Raw genomic sequence first — 21,860 nt, 5'->3', positions numbered from 1 at the left:
TAAAGGCTATAATACGTTTAAGCTCGGAGAAAATTTCTCCGAGCTTTTATTTTGCCAAAATTCTAGCTAATTATACATTGATTAAATAGCAAAACAGCACATGAGTACAATAAAAATATTAGTGGTAGGAGCAGGAAACATGGGAGCTTCTCATGCCAAAGCCTACCATGACATGCCTGAATTTGAAATATGTGGCATAGTTTCAAGAGGAGATAGCAAGAAAAAATTAAACGAAAGTTTAGACACTGATTATCCACTTTTTACAAATTACTATGAAGCTTTAGAGAGCACAAAACCAGATGCAGTAAGTATTTCAACCTATCCAGACACGCATGAGGCCTATGCCATAGCAGCTTTGGAAGCCGACTGTCATGTATTTATAGAAAAACCTCTTGCAGACACCGTAGATGGTGCTGAAAGAGTAGCGGCTTTGGCTAAAAAGAAAAACAAAAAGCTCGTAGTAGGCTATATTTTAAGAGTACATCCTTCCTGGGAAAAATTTGTTGACATTTCCAGAACCATGGGTAAACCTTTGGTAATGCGAATGAATCTCAACCAACAAAGCCATGGCTATATGTGGGATGTACACAGAAACCTTATGAAGAGCCTTAGCCCAATAGTGGACTGTGCAGTGCATTATATTGACATCATGTGCTTGATGACGCAGTCTAAACCAGTGAAAGTTTCGGCTATTGGTGCAAGACTTACAGATGATGTCCCAGATTGGAATTACAATTATGGACAACTACAAATAAGGTTTGAAGATGGCTCTGTAGGCTGGTATGAGGCGGGCTGGGGACCTATGATGAGCGAAACCGCCTTCTTTATTAAAGATGTGATTGGTCCAAAAGGTTGTGTATCTATTGTGGCTAAAGACGCTGAATCATCAGGAAAGTCTGACGATATTGATTCACATAGTAAAACACAGTCGCTTAAGGTGCACTATGCGGATATTGACAAAGAAAACAATTTCAAAAAAGAGGATGAATGGATTATCTTGGATGATGAACCTGACCATCAGGAACTCTGTAACCGTGAACAGCAATATTTCTTAAAAGCCATTCAAGAAGACTTAGACCTTACAGAGCATATTAACGATGCCGTAAACAGCCTTAAAGTAGCTTTTGCTTGTGATAAGTCTGTTAAGACTGGTGAGATGGTGGATATTTAAACTTACAAAATATCTAAATTTCAAAAGAAATTAACAGACGACTGAGATAGTTTCAAAAAGAATTTCCAACAGTCCGTTTTTTTTTTCAATTTTGTCATAACCTCAATTTAAAGGCAATGAATGAGTAAAGAACTAGAGAAGATAATAGACAACTTAGAAACCGTTTTTAGAGGAGACGCTTGGCATGGCCCTTCTGTTTTGGAAATGCTTAACAGCCTTCCAGAAAAAGTAGTTGACCAAAAACGTGGCTATTCTAAAAGAACTATTGCCAAATTGATCTATCATTTGGTAGCTTGGAGAATGTTTATCATTGAAAAGCTAGCTGATAACATTCACTACACTTTGGAAACAGAAGAAGACAATTGGGGAAAACCTGAAATGACTTCTCAGGAAAATTGGCAAAACCTTATTCAACTCTTTAAGGATACTCAAAAAAAACTGGTAGACCTTTTAGAGGAGCAAAATGACGAATTACTAAACAGAAGAGTTCCTGGTGAACACTACGATTTTTATAAACTTTTAACTGGTATGATTCAGCATGACACCTATCACCTTGGCATGATTTGGGTACTCTGGGAATAATAACAACATGTATATGGCAGAAACTAAGGAAGAAAACAGAGAACTGGTAGAACGTCTAAAGACACTTCTTAATGCAGGATATCACGGAGGTGCATGGCATGGCCCTTCTGTTTTGGAAGCAATAAAAAGCATAACACCTGAAGAGGCTAGCTTTAAAACCCCAACTGTTCATACAGCAGCAGAATTAATATATCATATCACCAGTTGGAGAATTTTCACTATTAAAAGACTTCAAGGAGATTCTGATTATCAGATTGACAACGAAAAGAAAAACTTTGGTTCGGCTCCTAAAGTAGATGAATTTGAGTTAGAAACTCTCATCATGGAATTAAGTCTTAGCCAAGATGAACTTATCAAGGAAATGGATAAGATTAATGATGATTTTTTAAGTGAAATTGTCACAGGCTCTGAGTATGATTACTTCACATTGATAAATGGAATTATACATCATGACATTTACCATTCAGGTCAAATCAATATTCTTAAGAAAATGTCGGCAGCCTATGTAGATAATGATGGCGATGAGCTCAGCAGCAGGTATTTTGACGATGGCTTAGGCGATGCATTTTAAAACAAAAAAGGCGATGTGAAATTCACATCGCCTTTTTTGTTTACTTTAAAGTGATTATCTGGTAGCTCTGGTCAAATGGCTGGTTCTTCCTAAAAGAGAGAATCCTATATAACCTCTAACTTCTACCTTCTCTGTACTCACTTCTGTAATGGTACAAGAATATAGTTTACCATTTCTCGGGTCATAAATTGTCCCATCTTCCCAAGTGTTATCGTCCTCTTTTTTAAAATCTTTCATAAAAACTAATCCCATCACAGGTTTCTTAGCTAAAACTGGGTCTGGATTTCTGAAATCTACCCTTGGTTTTCCGTTCTCATTAGGTTCTTTTAACCAAACTATTTTACAGAATAACTTGTCTCCATTCATAAAAAACTGAACACGACTGGTTCTTTCTTCATTATACCAAGTTCCGTCAGTGATTTTTTGAGCATTCGCAAGGAAAGAAATAGCCAAAAGGCTAAATACTAGAATCGTTTTTTTCATAAGGTTTCTTGTTGTTAAAGTGCTTTTTTAAAAAAGTATAAAGTGTGAAACTAATAAAAAATCCAATAAAAGAGCCTACTAAGACATCTCCTGGATAATGAACACCAACATAAATACGACTATAAGACACTAAAATTGCCCAAACCAATAAGAGTTTAATAAACAGTTTCTTCTCTCTGAAAATAAAAAACAACCCGCCAAAAAGAGCAAACGAATTAGCTGCATGCGACGAAGCAAATCCAAATTTACCTCCACAATGCCCCTCCAACAAATGAACAACACTTGCCAAAGCTTCATTATGACATGGCCTTGGTCTTTCAAAAAAAGGTTTCATTAGCCCAGAAGTTATAAAATCTGCCAAGCCAACAGCAGCAATCAAATAAAATACATAGATGACAGCCTGCTTAACAGGAAAGCTTCGTGCTATATAAAATATCAAAAGTAAGTAAAATGGAATCCAAGTATTGCGGGCTGTTATAATACCCATAAAACCATCTAAATATGGAGCATGAATACCATTGAGAAAGATAAACAAAGCTTCATCTAATCCTCTTAAACTGTCCACTACTGTTTCCATAAAGGTTTCATTAAAACTTAAGACTCAAAACCCAATGCCTTCCTTACTTCATGCATTGTTTGTTTTGCTATTACTTCGGCTTTCTTCTCCCCTTCTATCAATTTGGCTTCAAGAGCTTCCTCATTTTCCATGTAAAAGTTAAATTGCTCTCTCTCTTTAGAAAAACGAGCTATAATCACATCAAGTAGAGCCTTTTTTGCATGACCATAACCATAATTCCCTCCCTCATAGTTAGCTCGCATCTCTACTATTTGTTCTTCTGAGGCCAGTAATTTATATAATGTAAACACATTACAAGTATCTGGATTTTTCGGTTCTTCAAGGCCCTTATCATCAGTTACTATTTTCTTAATTGACTTATAAAGAGCCTTTTCAGGCAAAAATATATCGATGTAATTATTGTAAGACTTAGACATCTTTTGACCATCAATACCTGGAATAGTCATTACGGACTCGTCTATCTTTGGCTCAGGTAATGTAAACACCTCGCCGTATGTTCTGTTAAACGATGACGCAATATCCTTTGACATCTCTAAATGCTGTTTTTGGTCTTTTCCTACAGGAACAAAATTTGCCTGATAAAGCACAATATCTGCAGCTTGTAAAACCGGATAGGTGAAAAGGCCAGCATTTACATCAGCTAGTTTTCCAGATTTATCTTTAAATGAATGAGCATTTGCCAACATAGGATAAGGTGTTTGACAATTTAAATACCACATTAACTCCGTGTGATACTTAGCTAACCTAGACTGACGATAAAAGAAATTTTTCTCTGTATCAAAACCACAAGCCAACCATGCAGCAGCCACTGCTTGTGTATTTTCTTTTAATACTGCTGGGTCTTTGATAGACGTTAAGCTATGTAAATCGGCAATAAAAAGAAAAGACTCATTTTTAGGATCTTTTGAAAGTTCAACCGCAGGAACTATTGCCCCTAAAATATTACCCAAATGTGGTTTACCTGTTGCTTGAATACCTGTCAGAATTCTGGCCATTCTATTTTAAAATTGTTTTGTAATTGAGAATGTAAAATTAGAGATTTAGGGCATGATTGACCCAAATACTTTTCAATTTTTAAAAGAACTAGAGAAAAACAACAATAAAGAATGGTTTCAAGACCATAGAAAATGGTATAATGACAGCAAAAGCAATTTCATTGACTTTAGTGCAGAAGTATTGGAAGGCTTAAAATTAATTCAACCAGACCTTATTAACACCGATATCAAAAAGTGTATTCTAAGAATAAACCGCGATATCAGGTTTTCAAAAGACAAAAGACCTTATAAAAACTATTTTGGTGCAGGGTTTGGGCCTGGCGGCAAAAGTAGCGGACGTATTGACTTCTATTTCCAAATTCAAGCCCATAACCAAAGTATGCTTGGAGCCGGAATGTGGAGCCCTACCGCAGAAAATCTAGCTAAATTTCGACAAGAAATAGATTATAATCCTCAAGATTTAAAGAGCTTGATTCAAAATAAAGCATTTAGAAAATTCTTTAATGAGATAGAAGGTCAAAGGTTAAAAACTAAGCCTAAAGGATACGAGTTAAACCACCCTGATATAGAGCTACTGAAATATAAGGAACTCTTTTTCTTGAGGAGATTTAAAGAAACTGAAGTTTGTCAAAAAAGCTTTGACCAAACCATAATTAAAGGCTGCAAACTTTTAAAACCTTATCAGGATTACCTTAATGCTTTGTTTTTTGATGACTTTTAATTCATTGGATATTATCCAAAAAGCTATAATCCATTTCTGGCCATGGTTCAGGCCGGCTGTGACTCAAAGTTCTTTTAATTACATCTTCTAAATTATAATCTCTCTGTTGCGTGGCAAATACCGTTTCCAAGTACCTCGAAAAACACATTTTTCGTCCTAGAAAACCATCGCTGATTGGATAATTTATATCCTCTTGAATCACAATCCACTTTATAGACAAAAAAAGTTCCTCTAAAGTAAGGTCAAAAGAATTACCCAGCCCATTAAATTTCTTCTCCCCGTGCCACTCAGAAACTAGATTTAGAAGGTCTTCACTTGGTTTCTTTTTAGTGTAGCGTAAATCAGCTTTAAACTGTTTTAAATCAATATTGTTTTCTTGAGAAAGTTGAATTAAGGCATTGCATATCCCTAATGGAAACATACGCCCAAACTTTATTTTGTTATAAATGTCAACTATCAAATTGGCATGAGAAAGTGAGGTCAATACCCCATTCTTGAAAATATCAACTCGATAATCAAAAACAATATCACCTAAAGGTTTGCGATACGCCTTATAACCAGGAAAAGAAACAGATATTACACTTCCGTTACTACATTTTTCGACAACAACACTCTCAGAATGTCTTAAATTTGAGATTACAGCACTTTTAAAATCATACTTTTCAAAAATGGATAGAAGCCTTATTTGTGCTGCATTAAAATTCATCTATTTCACTTAACATGAATGGAATTTCCTATAATTAGGAGGAGAATATGTCTCTAAAATAGAAATATTTTTCTAGCTAGAAATGAAATTTGAGGGTGAATTCTAGAAAAAATCCAATTTTCTGTATTATTTTCTTTGGAAAGGAACTTTTAGTCTCGTTTTTTTTTTGTATAATTGAACAAATTGTATAACAGGCTAAATATCATAGATGTCGCAAAGTAAAAAAGGTAGGCCGCCTACCAAAAAAGTCGGACTGAAAGAAGGTTACTATATAGAAGTTAAAAACAAAGGCTCCAATTCAGGTATCAAACTTCGTAAAGAAAACATGATGCAGGTAGAAATGGCCATTAAGCAATACGAAAAAATTAAGATTGTCGCTTATGTAGGGCAAGTTAAAGCCGGAAGATGGTTAGATGGCAAATATAAAGGCCAGAAAACTGCCTAGTTAAGTAAGATAGTAATCCTTACAAGCAAGCTCATTGAAGTTTTTAAATAAACTCTTCAATGAGCTTTTTCTTTAAGTCAGGTAGCACCACACTTGCTGAACCTTCCAGAAAAATAATGTTTTTATCCCTTTGGGCGGATTCTGGAAAAACCTTGTCAATTATAAATTTCGGAGAACTTCTTGGCACATATCTTATCAAACCTGCGGCCGGATACACCTGTAGGCTAGTACCTATCACCAGAAATATATCTGCTTGCTCACATAGCTCTACCGACGGCTCTATCATAGGTACAGCTTCGCCAAACCAAACAATATGTGGACGTAATTGCCCGCCACATTTTCCTTTATCCCCTAAATTTATTGGTTTTGAGCCGATATCAATTATTTCATTAGGATTTACTTCGCTTCTGACTTTAGAGAGCTCTCCATGCAAATGAAGTACACTAGATGAACCACCACGCTCATGCAAATCATCTACATTCTGCGTAACAATTTTCACATCGAAATATTCTTCTAATTCAGCTAGTATTTTGTGGGCCATATTCGGCTTGGCTTCAGCAGCAGCTTTTCTTCTTTCATTATAAAACTTCAAAACCAAGGCAGGGTTTGCTGCAAATGCCTCCGGCGTTGCCACATCTTCTACCTTATGGTTTTCCCATAGGCCATTACCATCTCTAAAAGTTTTCAAACCACTCTCCGCACTGATTCCAGCACCTGTCAAAACTACCAAGCTCTTTTTCATAAACTAAATATAGCTTAGATACCTTTTTCTGACAAGTTTGATAAAATTTTCATGGCAGCGTTTGTATCATATTTTAACACAAAAATATGGTCATGATTTACGCCAGCAATCACATTACAGCTAATACCTTCACCTGCAAGGGCATTTGAAAAAGCAGCTGTAAAACCTACATCATTTAAATCAGAAAATACCTTTAACGTAATCCAGGAGAATACGCCATCATAATTCAAATTTAGTTCTTCCGCTTTGACTTTCGTTAAAACCAAAGAAATGCCTTCTGATTCCCTGAAAAGAGCCAATACATCGTCAATGTCAATTCCGCTCAAACTTTGAACAGATACAAAAACAAAATCTCCCGAATTGTATTCGGGAGACATGTTTTCTATAAGACTTTCAATGCTATTTTTAGCCATTTATCCTTTTGCTAATTCTAAACATTCCTCTAGTGTAAGTTCTTCAGGTTTTTTATCCTTAGGAATCTTTATATTCCTTTTACCTACTTTAATGTAAGGTCCATATCTTCCATTAAGTACCTGTACCTTATCATTTTCTTCAAAAACCTTGATAGTTTTTTTTGCGTCGGCTTGGCCTTTGGCTTCAATCAATTCTGCCACTTTAGCATCATCAATAGTAAGCGGGTCTTCCCCTTTAATACTAATGTACTTGCCTTTGTATTTGATATAAGGACCAAACCTTCCTTTCCCTACTAAAACAGGCTCATCTTTATAATTAGCCATGTCTCTTGGCAAAGCACTTTCAGGGTCTTTTCTTTTAATTTCTATTAATTCCAAAGCCCTTTCCATCGTTACTTTAAAAGGATCTTCTCCTTTTTCAAGGTTATAATATTTTCCATTATGAAGAATATAAGGACCGTATCTTCCCTCATTAACCACTAAAGCGTGGTCTTCAAAAATCCCTAATTCTAATGGCAACTTGGGTCCTTTGATTACCTCTAGAGCCTCCTCCATGGTAAATTCCGCTATTATAGTTCCCTTTTTAAGACTAATAAATTCTGGTTTATCCTCATCAGTAGATTCTCCAATTTGAAGATAAGGTCCAAATTTACCCAGCTTAGCAAAAACCTTTTTACCATCTTCATCAGGATACATTCCTAACTCATGAGCATTAGAACCTGCAGAACCATCAGAAGCTTCCGCCTTTTCTATTTTATCATGAAACTCCTTATAAAAACTGCTAATCATGTTTTGCCAAGGCATTTTACCTTCCGCCACATCATCAAACTCGTCTTCTACACTTGCAGTAAATTTATAATCAAGAATGTCATTAAAGTTGGCTACCAAATAATCATTAACTATGAGCCCAATATTGGTTGGAAACAGCTTTGACTTCTCTGTCCCAAAAGTTTCAGCACCATGGTTTTCTTTTATTTCACCACCTTCTAAAACATACTCTTTATAGTCTCTTTTCTCCCCTGCTCTATCCTCTTTTACGATATAGTTTCTCTTAATAACGGTAGAAATGGTAGGAGCGTAAGTAGATGGTCTACCAATACCTAATTCTTCTAGTTTCTTCACCAAACTAGCTTCCGTATATCTTGCAGGGGGTCTTGTAAATCGTTCTGTTGTTTTTAGGGTTTGAAGCTCTAACATTTGACCTACATTTAATGGAGGAAGCATGTCTTTGTTTTCTTCGTCTTCATCATCGGTAGATTCTAAGTAAACTTTCAGGAAACCTTCAAACTTGATAACTTCTCCTGTTGCTGTCAATTCTTCGTCTCGCGTAGAAACGCCAATTTTAGCAATCGTTCTTTCTATCTGTGCATCACTCATTTGCGAAGCAATAGAGCGTTTCCAGATAAGGTCATAAAGTCTTTTCTGGTTTCTATCTGCTCCGGCTTCTGTTACCGAAAAATCGGTTGGTCTAATGGCTTCGTGAGCTTCTTGAGCCGACTCACTTTTTGTTTTAAATTTCCTTACTTGAACAAATTCCTCGCCGTAAGCCGACTTTATTTGGCCGGTGGCACTGTTTACCGCATCCTGTGAAAGATTGGTAGAATCTGTACGCATGTATGTGATTTTACCACTTTCATATAGTCGCTGAGCCACTTGCATGGTTTGAGCTACAGAGAAACTTAATTTCCTAGAAGCTTCTTGCTGAATAGTAGAAGTAGTAAATGGCGGTGCTGGTTTTCTTTTGGTAGGTTTTACTTCTAGGTTATTAATCTTAAAGTCTGCACCTATACAGTCATTCAAAAACTTAACGGCATCTTCCTCTGCATCAAAGTTTTTGCCTAATTCTGCTTTCAGAATCTTATTTGGCTCAATATTAAATAAAGCCGATACTTTAAATGAAGATTTAGAATTATGAGATTCTATTTCACGCTCACGCTCTACTACTATTCTTACAGTAACAGACTGTACCCTTCCGGCTGAAAGATTTTTTCTATCAGCCCCTCCTAATCTAATCTTTTTCCAAAGTACTGGAGATAGCTGAAAACCCACCAACCTATCTAGAACTCGCCTAGCTTGCTGAGCATTAACTAAGTCAATGTCAATACCTCTGGGACTTTCAATGGCCTTAGTGATGGCATTTTTTGTAATCTCTCTAAAAACTATTCTTTTGGTATCATCAGCCAAACCCATAGCCTCTTTAAGGTGCCATGAAATTGCCTCTCCTTCGCGGTCATCATCAGTCGCGAGCCATACGGTAGCACCTTTTGCAAGCTTTTTCAGCTCTGTTACTACTTTCTTTTTATCAGTTGAAACCTCATAAGTAGGCTCAAAGTTATTATCAACATCTACCCCAAGTTTCTTATTAGGAAGATCTCTTATATGACCAAAACTAGACTTGACCACAAAATCTTTTCCTAAATAACCTTCTATGGTTTTTGCTTTCGCTGGGGACTCTACAATTACTAAATTCTTCGACATATATTTTTTTGTTGCTGTATTAGCTTCAGTCTCGATTTAAGGACAAATTAAGTACATATATAAAGAAAGAGAAAGAATAAATTCATTATAGCCCTGAATATAAACCAGCATAGCTATAAACGAAAAAAGAAGAGACGAAACACAACACCCTAACTGCCAACACAGTATGAGATACCAAAGGAAGACCACAGGTGAATTTGAAGAAGAAAATAAAAGTATTAGTTCTTTCCTATAAATAGGAGAAAGATGACGCTTTGCTCAAAAAAAGACTATTCTTGCACTTCTAAGTGGCAACTCAATTATCGCTTTTTTGTAGGGGGTATATAGTCAAAACCGTTTTGAACCTTTAGGTTATATTCAAAAAACTCCATGGCTCTTCTTACATTTTTCCTGTTCACAGCTATAAAGTAAGGCTTTCTTCCGTTTTTCCTTATCAACCGGGTATCAAGTTTATAAATCGTTCCTTCTGGAAACTTTGAAATGAATTTTCTTGGGACACTTACTTTTAAGTCACAAGGAACCTGCTGACCATCAATAGTCTCTAGTCTCATTGATGCATTATTTGCATCCAAAACAGCTTCTGCAAAAACATCTAAGAAAAAACTCTTATTCACTTCAGGAATTTCATCAACCAGCGATAACTGCATATTCTAACCGTATATATTTCCTACAAAAATAAAATTTTTAGCATTTTTTACAAAACATTCTAAAACTTACTGTGAGCAGTGGGTTTTGAAGCATAATTTCTCTACTTTTGCACCTCGTTTCCAAAAAAACATCTAAATGGCTGAGGTTAAGATATTTTCCGGCACTAATTCAAAGTATTTGGCTAGCATGGTAGCCGATTATTACGGTAAAGAATTAGGCAAAACTTCGATAAAGAGATTTGCTGACAGTGAAATCTCAGTTGCTTACGACGAAACTGTTCGTGGTTGCGATGTCTTTTTAGTGCAAAGTACTTTCCCTAATGCCGATAATCTTATGGAGCTGCTCCTGATGATTGACGCTGCCAGAAGGGCTTCAGCACATTATGTAGTGGCGGTTATTCCTTATTTCGGATACGCTCGTCAAGACAGAAAAGACAGACCAAGGGTAGCTATAGGTGCCAAATTAGTAGCAAATATGCTAATGGCAGCTGGTGCTGATAGAATTATGACACTAGACCTGCATGCTGGTCAAATTCAAGGCTTCTTCGACATCCCAGTTGATCACCTTGAAGGTACTTCGGTTTTTGTCCCCTATTTAAAAACAAGAAACTTAGATAATCTAATATTTGCATCTCCTGATGTAGGAGGAGTAGCGAGGGTAAGGAAATTTGCGACTCACTTTAATGCAGATATAGTAATATGTGATAAGCACCGTAAAAAAGCTAATGAAATTGCTTCTATGCAATTAATTGGGGAAGTAGAAGGTGCCAATGTAATCTTAGTAGATGACTTGATTGACACTGGTGGAACCATGTGTAAAGCAGCTCAAATTATCATGGATAAAGGAGCCGCTTCTGTAAGAGCCATTTGTACACACCCTGTTTTATCACATAAAGCACATCAAAATATTGAAAATTCTGTTTTGGAAGAATTGATAGTAACCGATTCAATTCCTTTGAAACAAGAAAACGAAAAAATCAAAGTTCTTTCTGTAGCTGAGCTGTTTGCAAAAGCCATTGGAAGAATCAGAGATAACGGATCCATAAGCACACTTTTTATAAATTACCAACATCAAATAACATTTTAAAAAATGAAAAAAACCGAGATTGTAGGGTTTAATAGAGCGAATCTTGGTCGTTCAGCTTCTAATCAGCTTCGTGCTGAAGGGCAAGTACCATGTGTACTTTATGGCGGCAAAGAGCAAGTTTCTTTTTATGCACCTGCTTATTTATTCCGTCCGTTAATTTACACACCGGATGCCTACGAAGTAAAATTGAATATCGAAGGAAAAGAATACCAAGCTATTCTTCAAGATAAACAATTTCACCCAGTGAATGACACTTTAACTCATGCAGATTTCTTAGAAATCACTGCTGACAAAGTAATTAAAATTTCTGTACCAATTAGATTGGTTGGTACTCCTGCAGGTTTGTCTGCTGGGGGTAAATTGCAGCACAAACTTCGTAAACTAAGACTTCAAGGACCAGCATCAGCTATTCCTGAGTACGTTGACGTAGATGTGACTTCATTAAAATTAGGTGATTCAGTTAAAGTTGAGGTAATAGACCTTCCAGGTTTATCTATCCTTGATGCTTTATCAAATCCTGTTGCGAGTATTGTTATTCCTAGAGCAGCTAAAATGGCTGGCGACGAAGGTGACGATGACGAAGAGGATGGCGAAGAAGATTCTTCTGAAGCAGCTGCAGAATAAGATTTATTCTGTTCTCAAATTAAACACTGCCTTTTTGGGCAGTGTTTTTTTGTGTCTAATTTTCATCAAAAGGCATTTCCATTTAACACAAACATAGCTTTCCGGTAAACTTCAATTAACATTTGCTTGACAACTTGCGTCATGCAAAAGAAATATGACTACAGAACTATAGTAATTTCCGATGTCCATTTAGGAACAGCCGGAAGTAAGGCTATTGAAGCTACCAAGTTTATCCGCGATTATACCTGCGAAAGGTTGATTCTTAACGGAGACATTATTGATGGTTGGCAATTAAAAAAATATGGTGCTTGGAAGAAAAAGCACACTGCCTTTATCAGAGCCGTTCTTAAAACTATAGAGAAAGACGATACGCAGGTTTATTATGTCAGAGGCAATCATGACGATTTTTTAGACCAATTCTTACCGTTTTCCGTTGGTTCCAACTTTAAGATAGTTCAGGAGTTAGTACTAAACTCTGGAGAAAATAAATTCTTCGTAACACATGGTGACGTTTTCGATTTAGTTACTAAAAAAGCTAAATGGCTTGCTCACATTGGCGACCTAGGCTACACAGCTCTTTTATGGTTTAATAAGAAGTATAACCAATACCGTGTTTTTAAAGGCAAGCCCTATTATTCATTATCAAAAAAAGTAAAAAATTCTATAAAAATGGCAGTAAACTATATCTCTGACTTTGAGGAGCAACTCTCAGAAATGGCTAAATCAAAAGGCTGCAACGGCATCATTTGCGGTCACATTCACCAGCCAGCTATTAAAACTATTGACAATATAAAATACATGAACTCTGGTGACTGGATAGAAAACAAATCTGCACTGGTAGAAGATTACAGCGGAAACTGGGAAATAGTGTATGACGCTTCACACTTAAACAATGACTCTTTAGATGAATTGCCAATTGAATTCGATGTAGATATGGAAGAGCCAGATAGAGAATTTGAAGAATCATATAGTCATATTTTTGAATTGAAATGAAATGAAAATAATTTTCATTGTTCAAGGGGAAGGCAGAGGGCACTTAACACAAGCCATTAGTCTATTTCAACAGCTTCAAGGTTCTAATCATGAAGTAGTGGCTTGTTTAGTGGGGATGATAAAACAAGATGATTTCAGCTCCATTATTGAGCAAGAAATAAATACTAAAGTCCATTACTTCAGCAGCCCAAACCTGATTTATAACCAAGCGGGCAAAGGACTAAGCTTAAAAAACACTATAATTCAAAATCTGAAGAAACTCCCAGAACACAACCAAAGTCTTAACAAAATGAAAGGCTGGATGGATAAATACCAGCCAGACCTAATCATCAACTTTTATGATTTCTTAGCAGGCATCTATCAACTAAGATTTTCGCAGTCCGCCCCTCCTATGATATGCGTTGGGCATCAGTACCTTTTACTGCATGAGCAATTTGTATTTCCAAAGAAAAGGTTGGTAGACAGAATATTGGTTAACTTAAACAGTAAAGTGACTGCCTTGAGAGCCAAAAAGATGTTAGCTCTATCATTCTCCCCATATAAAAACCATAAAAAAATTGTAAGCATACCTCCACTTATAAGAAAATCGGTGCTTTCTGAGCCGACCTCCCAGCACGCCTACTATGTGGCCTATATGACCAATGCTGGACTATTAGAACAATTGACCAACTGGCACAAAGAACATACAGATATTGAAATTCATTGCTTTCTTAAAACAGAACAAGAGCAGGAAGTCACACAAAATCAAAAAAACCTTTTCATCCACAAACTAGATGCTAAGAAGTTCTTAAGACTAATGGCAAATGCCAAAGGGCTAATCACCACGGCTGGTTTTGAGTCGGTTTGCGAGGCAATATATTACGGTAAGCCAGTAATGATGGTCCCAGTACCAAATCACTTTGAACAAGCTTGTAATGCTCTTGACGCTTCTCGTTATGGGGCAGGCATAAGCCAAGAGAGTTTCAACCTTGACAATTTTCTTACATACACCTCCACTTTTCAAAGCCCGATGATTCCGTTTAAAAATTGGTTAGCTGAAGGCAGGTCAAAACTGATAGCAGAACTTGATTCTTTTGAGCAAGTATTACCTCTTAAGCAGGCATAGATAAACGAGCTTGCTGCTATTTTTTGCCAACATATATTTACGTCTAGCTACATCAATCCAAATGCCCTCCCTTTTCGAAATTCTTTATACCGGCATAGGAAAACTATAATACCAAACTAAGAATAAAAGGATAGAGACACTCTGCCAATATTGCTCAATAAAACTACGTACCTCTGATAAAATATCTTTCATCTTTCTCTTTTTTAGATATTTCAAATATATAGTCCTAAAGTTTCCTATTTATTATCGCAATATTAAGAAACAAAAAAGCCCAGAAAATCCGGGCTGTTTTGCAATTACCAATATGAATCAAGTTTAAAACTGTTTAGAATACCATTATGAAAAATGGTAACATTTACTTTTAAATTAAGAAGTATCCAAAATAATATGGGAACTTCAATTATAGCTTAAAGTTTAGTCCAACACTAAATGATCTACCAGGGTTATGGCTGCTGAAAATCTGATTTTCGGCTTTGTATGATTTATAAACAACATCTACCGTATCGTCTAGAATATTTGAAACTTTCACATCAAGAAATAGCTTTTCTGAAGAGCCTAGCTTCTTATTTAATCCGAAATTCAAACTATGGAATGCCTCAGTGTAGACATCAGGAAATAGACCAATACCTACAATATTAAGTGTACTACCTTTTACATTGTAGAATAACCCCATGTCTAAGCCTTTCTCAAAACTGTTATAGCTTATTCCTCCATTAAAAATATAAGGAGCCTGACCAGCCATTTTACGAACCGCCTCTATAGTTTCGCCATCTCTAACATACTCCAGACGAGAATTATATTCTGAATCAGACATGTCAATCTGTGATTTAACCGCTGAAAAGTTCAGACTTAACTGCCAATTTTGCATAGCCTGACTAAGGAAAGACAGGTTTCTTATTAACTCTAGCTCTAGCCCTAACACCATACCATCTCCCACATTTCTTGGCTGGTACTCTGTACTTGTTTGTTGCTCAGGAATACGAATTAATTCAATCGGATTTCTGAATTTTTTATAAAAACCACTTAAAGAAATCAACTCACCTCGCTCACCATATTTTTCCAACCTCAAGTCAAAATTATCAATCTTAGTCTCCAGTAGTTCTCCATCCCAGTCTGAGTAGGTAAATAAACTTCCGTTAAAAATACGATTGGTAAGTGGGTCAATAATTTGTGCAAATGATAGCTCCTTAAAAGAAGGTCTAGCAATTGTTTTTGCATAAGCAAATCTAGCATTAGCTAACTTGCCTAACTTATAAATCACGTTTAAAGAAGGAAATAAATTTACAGAGCTAAGTACCACCTCGTCGTCTAAATTTCTGCCATTTACTATATCTCCGCTCGCATAACTCTGATCCCTTCCAGTATGATATTGTTTAAAATCTTCCAATCGCAAACCTGCAATTACCTTAGTTCTATCTCCGAAACTCATTTCGTTGGACACATAGTATCCTTTATTAAGGCTTCTTGAGTTATATTGATTTGGATTAGGGTCGTTATTACCTGATTGATAGTAAATGTTATTTGGCTGCTTGTTCGGGAAAATATTTCCATCATTGAGAATTGTACTAAAGTCATCAGTAGCCCAAGTTCCTCCTGCTTTCCCTCCGAAGAAGGCCATCTGAAATTGCTTAATTTCAAAATTCCTTTCTTTTCTAAGGATATTGGCTCCGATTCTAACTTTAGCTGAATTACCTTTAAAAGCATAGCCATAAGATAGGTCTACCCTTCCATTCTGACCTATTTCGTCCAAGTCACGCCAAATCCTCGATGGTAATCCGCCGGCTCCTGCAGAGAACACAATATCATTATTGTTGGTATAAGTAAATGCTGACTTTCTAATATCTGGATCTTCAGATATAGAGTAGGTAGTACTTAACTTCCAGTCTATTTCTAATTTATCATGATCTAATAAATGTGTTCCAGCTAGCAAGAAATTACTAAGAGAACGCTGGTTATACTCCAGGTTATTTGATTTGGCGATATACCCTGATTGACCTACAGCTGCACCATCATTATCAATATCAAAAATACCTGCTCTCTTTTCTCCATTCTGAAGCCTCATGGCAGTAAGCCTAATCTTAGAGCTTTTACTCTTAAAAGCCAAACCAGCTAAACCTCCAAGAAGTACACTCTCATCTGTATATTGCCCATTTTGAACTGTAGCATATCTCATTTCTGTTAAAGAGGCATCATTATACCTTTGATACTCCCCATAGCTCACATCATCATAAAATTGATAATCAAGTTTATAATTTAATGATAAAATATAGCCCAATTTATTAGAACTTTGTCCAAGTAAACGTTGATTACCAAAGGTTATTCCGCCTGAATAATTAAGCGGACTCTTTTTGGTTTTAGTAGCTAGTTCAGGATTAAAACTTTTCACAAACGAAGTCACCTCTTCTTTAGAATGACCACTTATAGGAGTAGGAACATTCATTCCAGCTGCCAATTCTGGTAATTCACGAGAGCCGTCATCAAAGCCTAAAAAATCATATTTCCCCCCGTCATAAGTTAAAAAATCAGACTTTAAGTTAGCCTGAGGATTATATCCAAGCCCAAAAGAAACATTAAAAACCTTATGCTCAGGAAAAGCTTTTGTCTCCACATTCATTAAACCTCCAGTAAAGTCAGCAGGCATTTCAGCAGAAAAGTTTTTGCTTACCATTATATTGTCAATAAGACTTGTAGGAAAAATATCCATTTGCAGTGAATTTCGATCAGGGTCAAGGCCCGGAATATCCACTCCATTTAGTGTGGTTTTAGTATATCTATCACCAAGTCCTCTTACATAAACATATTTTCCGCCTTCTATTGAAACTCCAGTGATACGCTTAGCCGCCTCAACTGCGGTAGCATCACCTGTAATTTTCATTTTAGCAGAAGAAATCCCATCCAAAATCACGGAGGAATTGTGTTTTATCATGGTAATGGCAGCTTCTGAGGTACGTAAAAGCTCTGCCCTAACTACCACTTCATCCAAAGTCTTGGTGTCTGTATCTAACACTATGTTTTCTAGATACACCTCTCCTTTCTGAGCGTCAATTAGAACGTCAGTTATAGTTTTTTTCTGAAAACCGACATAGCTAATAATTAAACTATGTTTACCATAAGGTACCGTGAGGGTAAACTCTCCATCAATATCAGTAAATGCTGCGTTAGTAGTTCCAGCTAAAGTAACAGTGGCACCTATGGCACCTTCTCCTGTAGTGGCCTCAGTAACCTTTCCTCGAAGGATACCCGTTTGGGCCATAATTTGGGTACTTATTAAAAGCAAACCCAGTGTTAGTAATTTTTTAAACATATTCATATTGGTTATTAAAATAAATTCTATCAAAAAAGAGAAGAAACCGAAAACGCTCAATGTGTTCTCGGTTTCTATTATCTCAATTAAAGATTTCCTGACTGAGAAGCCCAAGTCCAAGAAAGAACACTTAAGTCAGCAGAGTTAGTGGTACCCGCAGTAACTCCTGCAGGAACCTCACCATTCACATGACTTGCAAGAGCCGAAGCATCCACACTTAATTCAATCCCTTCAAATGTTACCGCTGGTGCAGTCACACGATTTATTTTCTGGTCAGCTCCAACTCCTACGAAGTAAAGATTTTTAAGTGCTACACCAGAATTCTCATCTGTATTGATAAGGTCTTCTGAACCAGCTGCATTAATATACCCGTTTTGGATAGTATGACTTCCAGTAGTCGAACCTTCTGGTCCGTCAAGCTCGAAACAATGACCTGAAACCGTAATTACAGCGAAGTTTGATAAAGTACCAGTCCAAGCCTGATCCGTGTCAATTCCGTCATCACCAACATTCCAAACTACTACGTTTGACACATTTACTGTTCCACCGAACCACTCAATTCCATCATCCTGATTAGCAACAACCTCGATATTCTCGATAACAGTACCAGTACCAACGCCACCTAATGTTAAACCGTTGATTTCGTTACCTGCACCAATGTTAGCACCACCATGTCTTATAGAAATATATTTCAAAACACCTGAGTTATCAGCAGCGTCAGAGCCACCATATAAACCATTAGGGTCAGAAGTTGGAATACCTTCAATTTGAACTTCAGAAACATCTCCTGAAGAGTTTGATGCAGAAATAGGAGCATTACCTAATACAATTACACCACCCCATAATCCGTTAACATCTGGATCTAAATTAGGGCTAGCGAAGTTTCCAGCAGTGATATCATCTTGGCTAATTTCATCGGCAACTGATGTAAAGATAATTGGGCTAGTTGCAGTTCCTTCTGCCATTATTTTACCACCACGAGCTACTAAAAGAGCAGTAGCGTTAGCACCAGTTCCAGCTTGACCTTTGATAATAGTACCTGCCTCAATAGTAAGAGTAGCACCTGACTCAACCGTAATTCTTCCACCTAATATGTAAACCTTATCAGCAGTCCAAGTAGCATCCGCTGAGATATTAGAGGTTAAAGTAACTTCAGTGGCAACTGCTCCAACGTTAATAACAGCAGTAGCTTGAGTTGACTGACCTTCAGAATCTGTTACTACTAAATTAATAGAAGCGGCACCGGCTGTAGACCCAGCATCAAAAGTGATAGAAACAGTGTTACCTGTAACAGTACCTGAAGCATTACTAATAGTTACACCTGAACCAGTAGCTTCATAAGTAGCCGTTAAATCTGAATCAACTGAAACATTAAAAGTAACAGAAGAACCAGTAGTACCGGCGTCTACATTTGTAGCATCACTGCTAGCAGAGGTAACCGTTGGTACAGAATATACAGCCTCTGCAGGCACATCGTCATCTTCGCAAGAAGAAAAAACTAAAGAAGAAGCCGCTAACACGGCTAAAATCATTTTTGAAAATTTCATTTGTTTGGGAAATTTGGAGTTTTAAAAATTCTTTGAATTCGTTTTTTTAAACTTGATTTTAAACTCTACCTTTTCAGGCACTTTAATAGTATTTGATTCTTTCATAAATTCTCAGACTAGCGTATACTTCTACTCTGAAATTTGGCACAAAGCTAGAATAGCAATATTAACTAATTGTTAAGCCAAGATTATGTAGCTGTTAATTATATAAAACACTTATTACAAGTAGATTAAGGAGAAAGCAATAGCTAATTGAGCAATTAAATCAAACACAAAAACTAAATATGCTTCTGCTACGTATATAATTATGTAGACAATCTGAGTAGGGTTAAGCTAAGAGTTTTGAAAAAAAATAAATATTTATCAAAATTAGCTAACTTACAGAGCGTATAGATGTTAGCGAGAGGATATTTTTCGTAGATAGCACCGTCCAATAAAAATAGTGAATATTTATTTGCGTTGTATAATGAGAAAATCTACCTTTGAAACATTAAGAACGAAGAAGTCAGGAAACAAAAAATATTTAAAATAAAAGTTGTGTGGATTTAGTAGCGGGAAAGGCTGGAACATTTTGTTCCAGTCCTTTTTTTTTGTTTAGTACTTATCTCCTTTAAATTTAAATAGTCATATATACCTTAAAAGCAATCTTACTTGCTAAACTGTTCTTCTTATATTTTTCAAGAAAGTAATAGAGTCATCAATATTCGGAAGTCTACTATTCTAAAGGCTTTAATACTATATTTAACTCAAGAGAGTTTTTTACCAATTTCTCTACCTTATATACGTTCAATTTATTTTCTTCCAAGTCTAAAGCCATACTATCCTGAACTTCAAGCACTATCCACCTTATTGAGTAAGATTAATAAAAGCTGTCCACTTTAAAATTCCTTTTTACATAAATAAGTAAGGTCACTTTCAACAAAATCCACTACTTTTGTATCCCGTAATCATAGCAAGGAATTTATCCATTTTCAATGAGCGGGCACAAAAAAACACCAAAATACATCTTCGTTACAGGAGGTGTTACTTCTTCACTCGGTAAGGGAATTATAGCTTCATCTTTAGCAAAGTTGCTACAGGCAAGAGGTCTTTCAGTTACTATTCAAAAACTAGATCCTTATCTTAATATTGACCCAGGTACTTTAAATCCTTATGAGCACGGCGAGTGCTATGTAACTGAAGATGGTGCCGAAACAGATCTTGACTTAGGTCATTACGAACGTTTTTTGAATGTTCGGACTACTCAAATAAACAATGTTACCACGGGAAGAATATACAACAATGTGCTTAGCCGTGAGCGTAAAGGTGATTTTCTAGGTAAAACAGTTCAGGTAATTCCTCATATTACAGACGAAATCAAAAGAAACATCTTAAACTTAGGTGAAGAAGGGAAGTATGATATTGTTATCACAGAAATTGGTGGTTGTGTTGGTGATATTGAATCTTTACCTTTCATTGAGGCTATTCGTCAATTAAAGTGGGATTTGGGTGAGAAAAACATGCTCACCATTCATTTGACACTTATTCCTTACTTAAGGTCTGCAGGAGAATTAAAAACAAAGCCAACGCAGCACTCTGTAAAAAAACTACAAGAGTCTGGTATTCAGCCAGACATAATTGTGTGCCGCACAGAGCATTCTTTACCGGCTGATATCAGAAGAAAAATTGCACTTTTCTGTAATGTGCATCCAAAATCTGTAATTGAAGCGAAAGATGCTAGCACAATTTATGATGTGCCGCTTTTAATGGAAAAGGAAAAACTAGACCAACGAGTGCTTTATATGATGGATATTTATAACGACAAAGCTCCAAATATGACGGAGTGGAAGAAGTTCCTAGGTCGTTTGAAAAATCCTATAGCTCAGGTAACTATTGGTTTGATAGGTAAATACGTGGAGCTTCCTGATGCTTACAAATCTATTATTGAATCATTTATACACGCAGGTGCTGCTAATGAGTGTAAAGTAACCATTGAGTGGATACATTCAGAAAGTTTTACTTTAAGTAATATCCAAGAAAAGTTAGGTCATCTTGACGGTGTTTTAGTAGCTCCAGGTTTTGGAGAAAGAGGTATTGAAGGTAAAATAGCTGCCGTTAAATATGTAAGAGAAAATGGTATACCATTTTTTGGAATATGTTTAGGTATGCAAATGGCCGTAATAGAATATGCAAGAAACGTCTTAGGTTGGGCTGATGCCCATTCTACAGAAATGGCCGAACACACAGAACACCCAGTGATTCACCTGATGATAGATCAAAAAAATGTACAGGATAAAGGTGGCACTATGCGTTTGGGAGCTTATAACTGCGATTTAACTAAGGGAACTTTAGCTAGCAGTATCTATGGCAAAAAGAAAATCTCTGAAAGGCACCGTCACCGTTGGGAATTCAACGAGGCCTTTACTAAAGATTTTGAAGCGGCAGGGCTAGTAGTTTCTGGTATAAACCCTGAGAATAATTTGGTAGAAATAGTGGAGTTACCTTCTCATCCATTCTTCATTGGTGTTCAGTTTCACCCAGAATTAAAAAGTACAGCATTAGAGCCGCATCCTTTATTTATTTCTTTTGTGAAGGCCGCAATGGACTTCTCATCTGCTAAAGATTAAAGGAATAGCTTTTCAAATTTGCCTTATATACTTTGAAAAATTACTTCGATATAAAAGTGGACT

Annotated in this window: 20 protein-coding genes; 10 read left to right on the top strand and 10 right to left on the bottom strand. The window is 36.4% G+C overall.

All coding sequences use genetic code 11. The annotated features are described in order from the left end of the window. Positions 1–100: 100 nt before the first annotated feature. The 3 genes from AADJ06_RS01440 to AADJ06_RS01430 all read left to right on the top strand — a co-directional run bounded on the left by AADJ06_RS01440 (position 101) and on the right by AADJ06_RS01430 (position 2,324). Entirely contained in the window at positions 101–1,171 is a 1,071-nt protein-coding gene (locus tag AADJ06_RS01440; protein ID WP_341224609.1) for a Gfo/Idh/MocA family oxidoreductase, read from the top strand. Between the two features lie 120 nt (positions 1,172–1,291). After that, positions 1,292–1,753: a DinB family protein gene (locus AADJ06_RS01435; protein ID WP_341224608.1), complete on the top strand. Its 462-nt coding sequence runs from the start codon at positions 1,292–1,294 to the stop codon at positions 1,751–1,753. A 13-nt stretch (positions 1,754–1,766) separates the two neighbouring features. Beyond that, entirely contained in the window at positions 1,767–2,324 is a 558-nt protein-coding gene (locus tag AADJ06_RS01430) for a DinB family protein (protein WP_341224607.1), read from the top strand. A 54-nt stretch (positions 2,325–2,378) separates the two neighbouring features. Here AADJ06_RS01430 and AADJ06_RS01425 read toward each other — a convergent pair whose 3' ends face one another. Genes AADJ06_RS01425 through trpS form a run of 3 tightly spaced genes read right to left on the bottom strand, consistent with a single transcriptional unit; the run spans position 2,379 to position 4,379 of the window. Continuing rightward, a complete protein-coding gene (locus AADJ06_RS01425; RefSeq protein WP_341224606.1) occupies positions 2,379–2,807 on the bottom strand; it encodes a DUF2147 domain-containing protein in 429 nt (142 codons plus the stop codon). Next, positions 2,782–3,384, bottom strand: a complete 603-nt coding sequence (locus AADJ06_RS01420; RefSeq protein WP_341224605.1) for a phosphatase PAP2 family protein — start codon at positions 3,382–3,384, stop codon at positions 2,782–2,784. The genes AADJ06_RS01425 and AADJ06_RS01420 overlap by 26 nt, the downstream gene beginning before the upstream one ends. 17 nt (positions 3,385–3,401) lie before the next feature. Then, positions 3,402–4,379 (bottom strand): tryptophan--tRNA ligase, encoded by a 978-nt coding sequence (gene trpS, locus AADJ06_RS01415; RefSeq protein ID WP_341224604.1) that lies wholly within the window; start codon positions 4,377–4,379, stop codon positions 3,402–3,404. A 52-nt stretch (positions 4,380–4,431) separates the two neighbouring features. Here trpS and AADJ06_RS01410 point away from each other — a divergent pair, with 52 nt between their 5' ends. Continuing rightward, the gene (locus AADJ06_RS01410; protein ID WP_341224603.1) at positions 4,432–5,100 is read left to right on the top strand and encodes a DUF2461 domain-containing protein; all 669 of its coding nucleotides are present in this window, start codon (positions 4,432–4,434) and stop codon (positions 5,098–5,100) included. A gap of 1 nt (position 5,101) precedes the next feature. Here AADJ06_RS01410 and AADJ06_RS01405 read toward each other — a convergent pair whose 3' ends face one another. Then, positions 5,102–5,806 (bottom strand): hypothetical protein, encoded by a 705-nt coding sequence (locus AADJ06_RS01405; protein WP_341224602.1) that lies wholly within the window; start codon positions 5,804–5,806, stop codon positions 5,102–5,104. Positions 5,807–6,014: 208 nt separating this feature from the next. Between AADJ06_RS01405 and AADJ06_RS01400 the strand changes: the two genes are divergently transcribed. Beyond that, on the top strand, positions 6,015–6,251 hold the full coding sequence (locus AADJ06_RS01400) for a hypothetical protein (protein ID WP_111370722.1): 237 nt from the start codon (positions 6,015–6,017) through the stop codon (positions 6,249–6,251). Between the two features lie 43 nt (positions 6,252–6,294). On the opposite strand, the gene AADJ06_RS01395 is transcribed toward AADJ06_RS01400, so the two are convergent. The 4 genes from AADJ06_RS01395 to AADJ06_RS01380 all read right to left on the bottom strand — a co-directional run bounded on the left by AADJ06_RS01395 (position 6,295) and on the right by AADJ06_RS01380 (position 10,531). Continuing rightward, on the bottom strand, positions 6,295–6,993 hold the full coding sequence (locus AADJ06_RS01395; protein ID WP_341224601.1) for an NAD-dependent deacylase: 699 nt from the start codon (positions 6,991–6,993) through the stop codon (positions 6,295–6,297). A gap of 14 nt (positions 6,994–7,007) precedes the next feature. Beyond that, positions 7,008–7,406 (bottom strand): ACT domain-containing protein, encoded by a 399-nt coding sequence (locus AADJ06_RS01390; protein WP_341224600.1) that lies wholly within the window; start codon positions 7,404–7,406, stop codon positions 7,008–7,010. After that, entirely contained in the window at positions 7,407–9,884 is a 2,478-nt protein-coding gene (gene topA, locus AADJ06_RS01385) for a type I DNA topoisomerase (protein WP_341224599.1), read from the bottom strand. It abuts the gene before it with no gap. A 299-nt stretch (positions 9,885–10,183) separates the two neighbouring features. Beyond that, the gene (locus tag AADJ06_RS01380; RefSeq protein WP_341224598.1) at positions 10,184–10,531 is read right to left on the bottom strand and encodes a hypothetical protein; all 348 of its coding nucleotides are present in this window, start codon (positions 10,529–10,531) and stop codon (positions 10,184–10,186) included. Between the two features lie 136 nt (positions 10,532–10,667). Here AADJ06_RS01380 and AADJ06_RS01375 point away from each other — a divergent pair, with 136 nt between their 5' ends. The 4 genes from AADJ06_RS01375 (at position 10,668) to AADJ06_RS01360 (ending at position 14,340) form a co-directional block, all read left to right on the top strand. After that, positions 10,668–11,618 carry a ribose-phosphate pyrophosphokinase gene (locus tag AADJ06_RS01375; protein WP_341224597.1) on the top strand — a complete coding sequence of 317 codons (951 nt, stop codon included), beginning with the start codon at positions 10,668–10,670 and terminating at the stop codon, positions 11,616–11,618. 3 nt (positions 11,619–11,621) lie between these two features. Beyond that, the gene (locus AADJ06_RS01370; protein ID WP_341224596.1) at positions 11,622–12,242 is read left to right on the top strand and encodes a 50S ribosomal protein L25/general stress protein Ctc; all 621 of its coding nucleotides are present in this window, start codon (positions 11,622–11,624) and stop codon (positions 12,240–12,242) included. A gap of 141 nt (positions 12,243–12,383) precedes the next feature. Further along, complete coding sequence (locus tag AADJ06_RS01365; protein WP_341224595.1) at positions 12,384–13,235, top strand: UDP-2,3-diacylglucosamine diphosphatase; 852 nt, start codon at positions 12,384–12,386, stop codon at positions 13,233–13,235. 1 nt (position 13,236) lies between these two features. Beyond that, positions 13,237–14,340, top strand: coding sequence for a glycosyltransferase family protein (locus AADJ06_RS01360; protein ID WP_341224594.1), 1,104 nt, complete (start codon positions 13,237–13,239; stop codon positions 14,338–14,340). A gap of 400 nt (positions 14,341–14,740) precedes the next feature. Here AADJ06_RS01360 and AADJ06_RS01355 read toward each other — a convergent pair whose 3' ends face one another. Together AADJ06_RS01355 and AADJ06_RS01350 are read right to left on the bottom strand one after the other, a co-directional pair. Then, on the bottom strand, positions 14,741–17,644 hold the full coding sequence (locus AADJ06_RS01355) for a TonB-dependent receptor (protein WP_341224593.1): 2,904 nt from the start codon (positions 17,642–17,644) through the stop codon (positions 14,741–14,743). 86 nt (positions 17,645–17,730) lie between these two features. Beyond that, the gene (locus tag AADJ06_RS01350; RefSeq protein ID WP_341224592.1) at positions 17,731–19,191 is read right to left on the bottom strand and encodes a hypothetical protein; all 1,461 of its coding nucleotides are present in this window, start codon (positions 19,189–19,191) and stop codon (positions 17,731–17,733) included. Between the two features lie 974 nt (positions 19,192–20,165). On the opposite strand from AADJ06_RS01350, the gene AADJ06_RS01345 reads away from it, so the two are divergent. Beyond that, positions 20,166–21,797 carry a CTP synthase gene (locus AADJ06_RS01345; protein WP_341224591.1) on the top strand — a complete coding sequence of 544 codons (1,632 nt, stop codon included), beginning with the start codon at positions 20,166–20,168 and terminating at the stop codon, positions 21,795–21,797. The last annotated feature ends 63 nt before the right edge of the window (positions 21,798–21,860 follow it).

Source organism: uncultured Arcticibacterium sp., from assembly GCF_964021845.1.
Taxonomy (GTDB): Bacteria; Bacteroidota; Bacteroidia; order Cytophagales; family Spirosomataceae; genus Arcticibacterium.
This window is presented reverse-complemented; position numbering and strand designations above follow the sequence as displayed.